Below are 9,781 nucleotides of genomic sequence, written 5' to 3' on the forward strand. Positions count from 1 at the left end.
AAAAAACGGCGGATTGCCAGTTTTTCCCCGCACACTCTCCAATCCGTACAGACGGCGATTCAACTTTCCGTCCTCCCGGCCTTTTTCAAGTCCAACCGCCGGCACAAGAAATCCCAAAACGGCATTTTGAGAAGCCTTTGATGTATCAACCCCGCGGGAAACAACGGGGGCAGGCTTGTCTACGCTCCTTTCTTTTTGATGACGACGTCCACCTTGCCTTTCAGCAGATCCCGAAAGCGCACGGCGTCGTCCGGCTGGCCGACGATGGCTCCATAGTGCATCGGAATGGCAATGGCCGGATTGATATCCAGAGCGGCGCGGACGGCTTCTTCGGCGGTCATGACATAGGTTCCGGAAACGGGCAGCAGGGCAATGTCGGCCTTGATGGTTTTCATTTCCGGGATATGATCCGTGTCGCCGGCATGATAGATGCGGAAACCTTTCATGGTTACCACGTAGCCGACCCATCCGTTGGCTTTGGGGTGGAAATTCTTGTTGATGTTGTAAGCGGGAACGGCCTCGATCACAATAGTGTCCAAAGTCAGCAATTCCCCCGGCTTGATGGCTTTTTTGTTGCCCGGTATCTTGCCAAGGCAGTCTCGCGGAGCGACAACCGTGGTCTGGGGACCTTGGATTTTCGCGATGTCTTCGGGTGAACAATGATCGAAATGATCGTGCGTGATAAGGATGATGTCGGCGGTGGCGCCGCCATCTATCTTGTACGGATCGATGTAAATGGTTTTCTCTCCGGCCAGCATGAAACCGTCATGCCCCAGCCAGTGTATGTCGGATTCCGCAAAGGATTTCATCGCCTTTTCTCCTTTTCCATTGTCCGCCGTTGCCTCGCCCTGCGCGGCGCCCGCCAGCGCTGCTATCCACGATGCCGCCAACAGCGCCGGTATCGTGCAGAACGCCCTGTTTTCTCTCATGCGCCGTGCTCCTTTCCGCTGCGTTGCATCATGCTCGACACCCTTTTCACTCATTTTACACCGCTCCCATAAAGTTTGCACCTGCGTTTGATGTTGATGTTTGAACTTGGATCCAATTGAAACCAAATTGACTTGGCTCGCGAACGATTGATATACTCAATGGCGCCTTGATGGCCGTTTATGCCATGGGGCTAATCCTGCATTGAACGATCTTGGGGCGTCGCCAAGTCGGTAAGGCACCGGGTTTTGGTCCCGGCATTCGGAGGTTCGAATCCTTCCGCCCCAGCCAATTTCAGGCTGCAGGCAATGGATCGCGGGTTGTGGAAGCGTCGGTATCCGCAGGTGTGAAACCAGATTACGGGTGACCGGAATGCCTTATAGCAAAGATATCAAGATTTTTTCGGGAACGGCCTCTTCTGCGTTGGCGCAGGGGATTTGTTCCCATCTGAATTTGACGCTTGGCAAGGCCACGGTTGGACGATTCAGCGATGGGGAAATCAAGGTTCAGCTGGGCGAGAATGTCCGGGGATCCGATGTGTTTATTGTGAACAGTTCCTCGCCGCCGGTCAATGATCACCTGATGGAAATGCTCATCCTGATTGATGCGGCCCGGCGCGCCTCGGCGGATCGGGTGACGGCGGTGATGCCGTATTTCGGATATGCCCGGCAGGATCGCAAGGATAAGCCCCGTGTGCCGATTTCGGCGAAACTGGTGGCGAACCTGATGGTGGCTTCGGGCGCGAACCGTCTCCTGACCGTGGACCTTCATTGCGGGCAGATTCAGGGCTTTTTCGACATCCCCGTGGATCACCTGCGCGGCGACGCGGTCTTTGGGACCTACATGGCGGCGCGGAAGATCAAGAACCTTGTCGTCGTTTCGCCGGACACGGGCAGCGTCATGCGGGCCCGCGAATTCGCCAACCGGCTCGATGCCCCGTTGGCGATCGTGGATAAGCGCCGCCCCAAGGAAAACGTCGCCGAGGTCATGAATATCATCGGCAGCGTCGAAGGCAAGCATGCGTTGATTTTCGACGACATGATAGACACGGCCGGCACGCTGGTCAAGGCCGCCAAAGCCATCAAGGACGCCGGCGCCATTGACGTGATGGCCTGCGCGACACATCCCATTCTCAGCGGGGAAGCCATTGCGCGTCTTCACGATTCGGCCATGCACGAAGTGCTCGTGGGCGACACGGTTCCCTTGACCGAGGCCGGCCTTGCCGAGCCCAAATTGAACGTGTTGTCTTTTGCGGCGTACCTCGGCGAGGCCATCCGCCGCATTCACGAGGAAGAATCGGTCAGTAGTTTATTCGTCTAGGATTATGACTTGGTCAACCGGAGGTAGTGACACATGGAATTGCAAACTCTCAAGGTAGCCACGCGCCAGTCGCAGGGCAAGGGAAAGGCGCGGAAAGTGCGCGCGGCGGGTTCGTTGCCCGGCGTATTGTATGGCGGCGATCGGGAGCCGGTGTCGCTTTCGGTGAATTTGCGCGCGTTCGAGGCGCTTATCCATCATGCACGAGGCGGCGAACACGCCCTCGTTCAACTTGAAGTTGAGGATAACGCCGCGCTCAACACCCCGGCAATCGTCAAGGCGGTGCAGCATCACCCGCTGCGCAATACCCCCACACACGCCGATTTCCTGCGCATCCGGCTCGACGAGAAAATCACAACGGTCATCCCGATCCGGCTGGTCGGGCAGGCGCCCGGGATCGCCGAGGGCGGTGTGCTCGATCACCAGTTGCGGGAACTCGAAATCGAATGTCTGGCGCTGAGCGTTCCCGACGAGGTCGTGGTGGACGTTTCGGGTCTTCATGTGAACGATTCCCTCCACGTTTCCGATTTGCAAGTACCGCCGGACGTCGAAATCATCTCGGATCCCGAGCGCCCGGTCGTGGCGGTTCATCCGCCGCGGGTCGTGAAGGAAACGGCCGAGGCCGGTGAAGCCGCCGAGGGCGAAGCGGCCTCGCCCGAAGTGATCACCGAACGGAAAGAAAAAGAAGAGAAGGACGCCAAGGACGCCAAGGAGTCCAAGGAAAGCAAGAAGAAATAAGTCGGCCAAGGCAGCCGGCGCCCTGACGATGAACCATCGCCGGGCAGACGCATTGGCGACAAATGGAGCCCCATGCAGCGTGAAAATGGTTGTCGGACTCGGAAATCCGGGCGCGGAATATCGTTTTACGCGGCACAATGTGGGCTTTCGGGTAGTGGATGAACTGGCCCGGCGCCGGGCGGTGTCCTTTGATAGTGAAAAATACGGCGGATTGATTGCGCGCATTGCGCTACACGGCGGTCCGGTCCTGTTGGTAAAGCCGTTGACATTCATGAACCTCAGTGGCCAATGTGTGGCGCGGGCCGTTCGGTACACGAACAGCGATCCCGCGGAGGTGCTGGTGGTGACAGACGATGTGAATCTCCCGCTGGGCAAGTTAAGATTTCGCGCGGAGGGCCGCGATGGCGGCCACAATGGATTGAAATCCATCATTCAGGCGCTGGGCACCACGGCATTTCCCCGGTTGCGCTTGGGTGTCGGACGTAGCGAATCCGCCGAACTAACCGGGCATGTGTTGGGTACGTTTGCGCCGGATGAGCGGGAGACATGCGAGGCCATGCTGGCACGGGCCGCCGACGGCGTGGAGGTTTGCCTGGAATCGGGCCTCGCAAGGGCGATGGCGTTGTATAATTGAAGAAATGAAGGATCCATGAAACATACCATCAGCGTATTGGTCGAGAATCATTTTGGCGTGCTGGCGCGTGTATCGGCCCTGTTCAGCGCGCGCGGCTACAATATTGACAGCCTTTGCGTGGGTGAGACCGAACGGCCCGACGTCTCGCGCATGACGGTCGTGGTTCGGGGCGACGACCGCGTACTGGAACAAATCATCAAACAGTTGAACAAACTGGTGGACACCATCGAAGTACGCGACTTGACATCCGAGGACTTTGTGGAACGCGAACTCGTGATGATCAAAGTCGGCGTGGGAAGCAAACAACGCAGCGAGGTTGTAGAAATCGCGTCCATCTACCGCGCCAAGGTGGTGGATTGCAGCGCAAATTCGATGATCTTGGAAGTGACGGGGTCGGAGGGAAAAGTATCGGCGTTCATTGACATGCTGCGCCCCTTCGGCATCCGGGAAATTGTGCGAACAGGCGAGATCGCCATTACTCGCGCATCATGACGCGCGGGCGAACGCCCTCTCGCCGGACAGTTGAGCATTGGAAAAAGGCAAGATGAGTTTGTACCGCTCCATGACGGCCGCCGTCCGAAAAGGATCCGGCGATGGCATCCGGTCTCCGCGACCGTGTGCCGTGCGCCATGCCGCGGACGGGTTCACCCGGAAGGTTATCCCAGACGCCGCAGCTTCGGCTGCGGCGTTTTTTTGTTTTTCGACGCAACCGGCCGCGCCGGAAGAAATCAGGCGCCGCGGACAAGGAGGTTCGAGTCTTGAAGAATTTGTTGCAGTTGCAGGAATTGGATTTGCGCATCGAGGCGCTGAAGGCCCGCGAAATCGAAATCCCAAAACAAAAGAGCAAATTTGACATCCATCGCAAGCGGCTGGCGGATGAAATTGCCGGACGCGAAAAGATTTGCAAGGCGCTGGCCCTTGAACAGCGCGAATGCGAGGGTGAAATCGAGCAAAAACAAGCTCAGATCCGCAAATATGATCAGCAGTTGCTTGCCGTGAAAAAGAACGAAGAATACCAGGCGCTGCTCCATGAAATTGACATGCTGAAAAAGCACATCGGGCTCAAGGAAGAGCGCATCATCGCCATCATGGTCGAATTGGATGAGGCCAAGGCGCGGCTTGAAGAGGATAAAAAGCGGATCAAGGCGGAACTGGAAGACATCGATCGCCAGTGCGCCGCCATTGACGCGGAACTTGCCGAAGCCATTCGGGAACGCCAGGAACTGGAACGGGAATGCGCGCCGCTGGCCGGGCAGGTCCCCCCGGATTTGCTGAACAAGTACAAGCGGATTCGGGCCAATAAAAAAACGGGGCCCGCCGTCGTTGCGCTTGTCAATGAGACCTGCACCGGATGCCACATGAGAGTTACGCCGCAGATCGCCAACGAGGTGCTCGGCAACCTGCGCCAGCATACGTGCGCCTATTGCGGGCGGCTGTTGTATCACCAAGACAATTTCCAACAGAACTGACGCCGGCATGAAAGAATCGTCCCAACGTCCTCCCGGGCTGCATAAAAGGCCGGAATCGGAAAGCGAGTGGTTTGCTGCGCTGCTCGCGCTGGTCCGGCATCTTCGTGGACCGCAGGGTTGCCCGTGGGATCGCCAACAAACCGCCATCCGCTTTGCCGAATATGTTCGCGGAGAAACCGAAGAGTTGATCGAGGCGCTGGAAAACCGCGACGCGGAATGCGTGGCGGAGGAATGGGGCGACACCCTATTTACGTTGTTGGCCGTGGCCGCCGCCGCCGAAGAGGAAGGCGTTCTGAACGTGGGTGAAGCCATGCGCGGCGCACATGAGAAGTTGATTCGCCGCCATGCCCATATCTTCGGCGGACGCGAGGCCGGCTCGCCGGAAGAAGTGGCGGCAATGTGGGCCGCCATCAAATCGGAGGAAAAAGCCCAGCGCCATGCGCCTAAATCCGCCCAATAGCAGGCGTCGTGCCAACGGCATAAACAAAGGAACTTGCCTGTGCATGTCGGCCGTCTTGATTGGGATGGCCTTTGTTCCCCTGTCCGGATGTGTTACCCATGCGGATCAATTGCCGGAAATTACGGTCGCGGCCCGGATTGCAGACTATCGCCCGGCATGGCAGCCCCTTTTCAAGGGCGTTGATTTTGCCCAGGGACGCATACCGCCGCCGGAACCCCTTGCATGCTATGCGGCGCGCATTTCGCTCCGGGAACCCAAGGTCTCGTTTTTGGTCACGCCGTCCAACGGCGAGGATCCCAAGGAAACCGACGGAAGCAAGACCAGCACATTTCTACGGCAATTTCATTGTCAACTGGCCATCAATGCCTCTCCTTTTTCGCCTGTCGAGGAAGGCGAGGGAAAACCCAAGGACATCCTCGGTTTGTCGGCGTCGCGGGGTGATGTCTATTCACGGCCGCACAGCGGGCATGGCGCGATGCTCATCTCGAAAGAGAAGGTCGTGTCGTTTGTCGAAACGCTGGACGATACGGCCGGCGTGTACGACGCGGTGAGCGGTTTCGGCATGCTGCTCAAGGAAGGCGTCAATACCGGATCGGGCGGACCGCGGCATCCGCGAACGGCCGCCGGCGTCTCGCAGGATGGACGTTATCTCTACCTCTTGGTCATAGACGGCCGCCAGCCTGGTTACAGTGTCGGCGCCACGACGCAGGAAACCGCCGAATGGATGCGGCAACTTGGCGCGTTCAATGCCATCAACCTTGACGGGGGCGGCTCGACCGAAATGGTCCTCGACGACGGCCAAGGCAATCCCGTCATCGTCAACCGCCCCATTCACAACAACATCCCGGGCATGGAGCGCGTCAACGGCAACAACCTCGGCGTCTTCGCCGAAATGCTTCGCAAAGGCCGGCCCAAATAACCGCCCGGGGAAAACTTACGACGGTTTACCGATGGCGTATGCGGTAAACCCGAGATAACGGCCGCTGTTCGCGAAAAAGTCCACAAAGTCGGAGGCCACAACCTTTCCCTCCGTGGAACTGGCCTGGTAAAGCATGGGGCGCCCGTCCGCTTCCCGGATGAACAGCCCGCAATGCAGGACAAACAGCCAGTCCTGCTTGCCGATGCACAGAATGATCGCGGGGCTGGGCAGGCGTTTGGCCGCCTTGCGGGCTTCCGCCGCCGGCACATACGTCAGCGTCAGCGTTTGATTGGGCGTTTTGGAGGCGAGATCCGGGGCCTTCGACAATTCGAAGAATTTCTTGCGTCCGATGATGCGTGTCGCGTCCACCGTGGCGGTTTTGAGTTTTTGGGAAACATCGCGGCAGAACCGATTGTTCACAACCCAGTCGGCCTCCATGAAATGATTGCGATGCTCGAACGCGACGATTCCGTCCTTGTAACGGATCTTCTGCAGGCGATCGTGGGCTTCCTGCCGGGAATGCGACGCCGCGAGCGCGATGCTTTGCTCGATAAACGTCACGCAATCCACCCGCGCAAGATCCATCAACGGGTCCGCGTCGAACGGAGCGCCCGGCCCCTCGCCCAAGGGGCCGTTGGCGTAAGGCGTGCCGAGACTGTCTCGCGCAATCGCGATAATCCGTTTGCCGAAATCCGGCTCGCGGGCCTGAAGATTGCGAAGGTAGGCATCCACGCCGGCCGGGTCCAATTCCGCGATGAGACCGGCGCGCCCCGGCGATTCGCCGCCGGCCTGAAGGGAAACGGCCATAAGCATCGTGACCGCGATCGCCGAAACAAGCCCGCTTCGCATGGGTTGCCGGATTCGTCCGCAAGGATTCGAATCAGAAGAAACTGGCGAAGTTGGCGAAGTGCTTGGATGCGGGGAAATTGCCCGGATACCGGTTGAATTCGACATGGCCGTCCATGTACAGCGTGTTCGCCCCGCCGGGAATATGGTTGAACTGCATGCCGCTGCCGCCCACAACCTGGCAAACGATATCCCACATGATCGGCAGCGTGCTTTGCGCCCATGCGGAGGCCGCCGGATTGTTGATGTCGGTGATCAGAAAACGTTCGATGCCCTCCCGCAAACGGTAGATGGTGGTTCCGTCGCCGTTGCAGAACGGTTCACCTGTCGGCTGCGAACCCGCGCTGATGAGCAGATACGCCACGGAAGTCGTGCCCGTGATATCCTGGTCGAGTTTCCAGTCGTTGGATGCGTCGAAATCGCCCAGGGCGCCGTTGGGGTTCAGCGCCGAATCGTAACGCATCCACAGGAAAACATAGCCGATCTGCGAAGGAACGGGACCGGTAACGCCCGGCGCCACGCCCGTCGCATCCAGCGTCGGCGATGTGTCTTCCACCTTGTCCAGAACAAATCCCGTATAGAAGTAACTGACGCTGGGATCCGAAATCTGGCCTTTATAGGGACAATCATGGCCCGGAATTTCCTGAACGATGCCCAGAATGTTGGCCTTGGCCGTTTCGGGATCGGATGGACAAAGCAGCACATTCGGATCCGTCAGATATTCGGGATACAGCGCACGCGAATCCGGCGCGACGACAGGATTATCTACCCCCCCCTCACAATTGCCCGCGTACGGCGCATTCGTGTTCTGGCCCCAGCTTTGATCGGAATGGACGCGCGGGAACAAATTGCGGTTTTCCCCCGCGTACATCTTGAAGATGATGCCCATCTGTTTCAGATTGTTCTGGCAACTGGAGCGCCGGGCCGATTCCCGGGCACGCGCCAGCGCCGGAAGCAGGATAGCCGCCAAAATGCCGATGATTGCTATCACAACCAACAGTTCAATCAGTGTAAAACCTTTTCTGTTCATGCGATAAGACCTCCCCAAGAACCTTTGTTGAATCGCCATATAAAAAACGCTTCGATAATACTACGATAATGCAGCAACCGCAGACATCGGGTCCTCATGGCCGTAGTATGTCATATTGCCTGAAAAACCGCAAGAGTCTTTGACCATCCTCACGCAAGGAGCATGGCACGGATGCCGTGTCCACCGCGGAAGCGGCATCTTGCCGCTTTTCCGTGGTCTCGTTCGATACTGTCGTCTCTCCGCAAGCGGCATCCTTGTCGGCTTTCAGGCGCGTTGGCAAGCGTACGGCCCTTCCTGCGTGCGGAGGAATCCCGAATCCATTATGCCGACAGAATGCTCCTTGCACAATCAGCCGGCGGCCCGAATGTGCGCGATGGTCTTCTTCAAGCCTTCTTCCAGGGAAACGGCAGGCGTCCAGCCCAAAAGCGCGGCGGCCTTTTCCCCCGACGTATAGATGCGGCTAACCTCGCCAGGGCGAAGCGGTTCGAGGCGCGGCTCGCCGGAAAAGCCAATGAGCCGGCGTATCGTATCGAAGAGTTCCCGGACGCTCGTTCCGGATCCCGAACCCAAATTGACGATTGCCCCGTCCGCGCGATCGGCCGCAAGGACGCACGCGCGCGCGATGTCGCCCACATAGATATAATCCCGCACCGGCTCGCCGAACCCGTACAAAGTCGGCGTTTCGCCCCGCAGCATCTTGTCAATCAAAATCGAGCAGACCCCGGCTTCCCCATGGGGATCCTGCCGGGGCCCGTAGACATTGGGGAACCGGAGGATGGTGTAAGGCAGCCCGTACAGGCGGCTGTACAGACGGATATATTCCTCCGCCGCATACTTGCTGACACCGTAAGGGCAAAGGGGATTGGGCGGGCACGACTCGTCGGCGGGCAGCAGGTCCGGATTTCCGTAAATCGCCCCGCCGGTCGAGGCGTACACAATTTTGCGCACATCAAACGCGCGGCACTGCTCAAGCAGGTTGATGGAGCCAAGAACGTTGGAGCGGGCGTCGAACAGCGGATCCTGCGTGCTGCGGCGGACATCTATGTGCGCCGCCAGGTGAAAGACCCATTCAGGCTTCGTCTTCGCGAACACCTCCCGCAGATCCGGCGAACAGATATCCACAACATGCAACTCCGCGGCCGCATGGACGGAATCATGCGATCCCACGGACAGGTCGTCCACAACCACGACCGCATGACCTAGCCCTATCAACGCATCCACAACGTGCGAACCGATGAAGCCCGCGCCGCCCGTTACCAGTACCTTGGACATTGAAAATTCTCCCGTCAAAACAAAACACCATTCCCCGCGAGGAATATCGAGGTACGAAACGATCATACCCGAAACGGGATGCGGAGTGCATCTGCCGTGCGGTTCAACAGGCGGAAATCGAGTAGGGGGGGGGGTTGCCCCTCTCCCCCTCTCACACCACCGGGCATAC

Annotated in this window: 11 protein-coding genes and 1 tRNA gene; 8 read left to right on the forward strand and 4 right to left on the reverse strand. The window is 58.5% G+C overall.

Features of this window, described 5'->3' with window-relative positions; all coding sequences use genetic code 11:
• Positions 1-179 precede the first annotated feature (179 nt).
• Positions 180-929 carry an MBL fold metallo-hydrolase gene (locus P5540_10695; GenBank protein HRT65282.1) on the reverse strand — a complete coding sequence of 250 codons (750 nt, stop codon included), beginning with the start codon at positions 927-929 and terminating at the stop codon, positions 180-182.
• 213 nt (positions 930-1,142) lie between these two features.
• Between P5540_10695 and P5540_10700 the strand changes: the two genes are divergently transcribed.
• The 8 genes from P5540_10700 to P5540_10735 all read left to right on the forward strand — a co-directional run bounded on the left by P5540_10700 (position 1,143) and on the right by P5540_10735 (position 6,464).
• Positions 1,143-1,218 (forward strand) — tRNA-Gln (locus tag P5540_10700).
• Positions 1,219-1,299: 81 nt separating this feature from the next.
• The gene (locus tag P5540_10705; GenBank protein HRT65283.1) at positions 1,300-2,247 is read left to right on the forward strand and encodes a ribose-phosphate pyrophosphokinase; all 948 of its coding nucleotides are present in this window, start codon (positions 1,300-1,302) and stop codon (positions 2,245-2,247) included.
• A gap of 33 nt (positions 2,248-2,280) precedes the next feature.
• Positions 2,281-2,982: a 50S ribosomal protein L25 gene (locus P5540_10710; protein HRT65284.1), complete on the forward strand. Its 702-nt coding sequence runs from the start codon at positions 2,281-2,283 to the stop codon at positions 2,980-2,982.
• 85 nt (positions 2,983-3,067) lie between these two features.
• Positions 3,068-3,616, forward strand: coding sequence for an aminoacyl-tRNA hydrolase (pth, locus tag P5540_10715; protein ID HRT65285.1), 549 nt, complete (start codon positions 3,068-3,070; stop codon positions 3,614-3,616).
• 15 nt (positions 3,617-3,631) lie between these two features.
• On the forward strand, positions 3,632-4,108 hold the full coding sequence (gene ilvN / locus P5540_10720) for an acetolactate synthase small subunit (GenBank protein ID HRT65286.1): 477 nt from the start codon (positions 3,632-3,634) through the stop codon (positions 4,106-4,108).
• A gap of 266 nt (positions 4,109-4,374) precedes the next feature.
• On the forward strand, positions 4,375-5,085 hold the full coding sequence (locus P5540_10725; protein ID HRT65287.1) for a C4-type zinc ribbon domain-containing protein: 711 nt from the start codon (positions 4,375-4,377) through the stop codon (positions 5,083-5,085).
• Between the two features lie 7 nt (positions 5,086-5,092).
• The gene (locus P5540_10730) at positions 5,093-5,545 is read left to right on the forward strand and encodes a MazG nucleotide pyrophosphohydrolase domain-containing protein (protein ID HRT65288.1); all 453 of its coding nucleotides are present in this window, start codon (positions 5,093-5,095) and stop codon (positions 5,543-5,545) included.
• A 43-nt stretch (positions 5,546-5,588) separates the two neighbouring features.
• Complete coding sequence (locus tag P5540_10735; protein HRT65289.1) at positions 5,589-6,464, forward strand: phosphodiester glycosidase family protein; 876 nt, start codon at positions 5,589-5,591, stop codon at positions 6,462-6,464.
• Positions 6,465-6,479: 15 nt separating this feature from the next.
• Here the strand turns inward: P5540_10735 and P5540_10740 are convergent, their stop codons facing one another.
• From P5540_10740 to P5540_10750, 3 genes are all read right to left on the reverse strand, one after another.
• On the reverse strand, positions 6,480-7,313 hold the full coding sequence (locus tag P5540_10740) for a DUF1460 domain-containing protein (GenBank protein HRT65290.1): 834 nt from the start codon (positions 7,311-7,313) through the stop codon (positions 6,480-6,482).
• Between the two features lie 31 nt (positions 7,314-7,344).
• Complete coding sequence (locus P5540_10745) at positions 7,345-8,340, reverse strand: prepilin-type N-terminal cleavage/methylation domain-containing protein (GenBank protein ID HRT65291.1); 996 nt, start codon at positions 8,338-8,340, stop codon at positions 7,345-7,347.
• Between the two features lie 348 nt (positions 8,341-8,688).
• The gene (locus tag P5540_10750) at positions 8,689-9,612 is read right to left on the reverse strand and encodes an NAD-dependent epimerase/dehydratase family protein (GenBank protein ID HRT65292.1); all 924 of its coding nucleotides are present in this window, start codon (positions 9,610-9,612) and stop codon (positions 8,689-8,691) included.
• Between the last annotated feature and the right edge of the window lie 169 nt (positions 9,613-9,781).

This window comes from Candidatus Hydrogenedentota bacterium, assembly GCA_035450225.1.
Taxonomy (GTDB): Bacteria; Hydrogenedentota; Hydrogenedentia; order Hydrogenedentales; family SLHB01; genus DSVR01.

What these genes read in the sequence shown, in the direction of transcription:
- P5540_10695 (HRT65282.1), bottom strand. Translation starts at nt 929, where the DNA reads ATGAGAGAAAACAGGGCGTTCTGCACGATACCGGCGCTGTTGGCGGCA.
- P5540_10705 (HRT65283.1), top strand. Translation starts at nt 1,300, where the DNA reads ATGCCTTATAGCAAAGATATCAAGATTTTTTCGGGAACGGCCTCTTCT.
- P5540_10710 (HRT65284.1), top strand. Translation starts at nt 2,281, where the DNA reads ATGGAATTGCAAACTCTCAAGGTAGCCACGCGCCAGTCGCAGGGCAAG.
- pth (HRT65285.1), top strand. Translation starts at nt 3,068, where the DNA reads ATGGTTGTCGGACTCGGAAATCCGGGCGCGGAATATCGTTTTACGCGG.
- ilvN (HRT65286.1), top strand. Translation starts at nt 3,632, where the DNA reads ATGAAACATACCATCAGCGTATTGGTCGAGAATCATTTTGGCGTGCTG.
- P5540_10730 (HRT65288.1), top strand. Translation starts at nt 5,093, where the DNA reads ATGAAAGAATCGTCCCAACGTCCTCCCGGGCTGCATAAAAGGCCGGAA.
- P5540_10735 (HRT65289.1), top strand. Translation starts at nt 5,589, where the DNA reads ATGTCGGCCGTCTTGATTGGGATGGCCTTTGTTCCCCTGTCCGGATGT.
- P5540_10740 (HRT65290.1), bottom strand. Translation starts at nt 7,313, where the DNA reads ATGCGAAGCGGGCTTGTTTCGGCGATCGCGGTCACGATGCTTATGGCC.
- P5540_10745 (HRT65291.1), bottom strand. Translation starts at nt 8,340, where the DNA reads ATGAACAGAAAAGGTTTTACACTGATTGAACTGTTGGTTGTGATAGCA.
- P5540_10750 (HRT65292.1), bottom strand. Translation starts at nt 9,612, where the DNA reads ATGTCCAAGGTACTGGTAACGGGCGGCGCGGGCTTCATCGGTTCGCAC.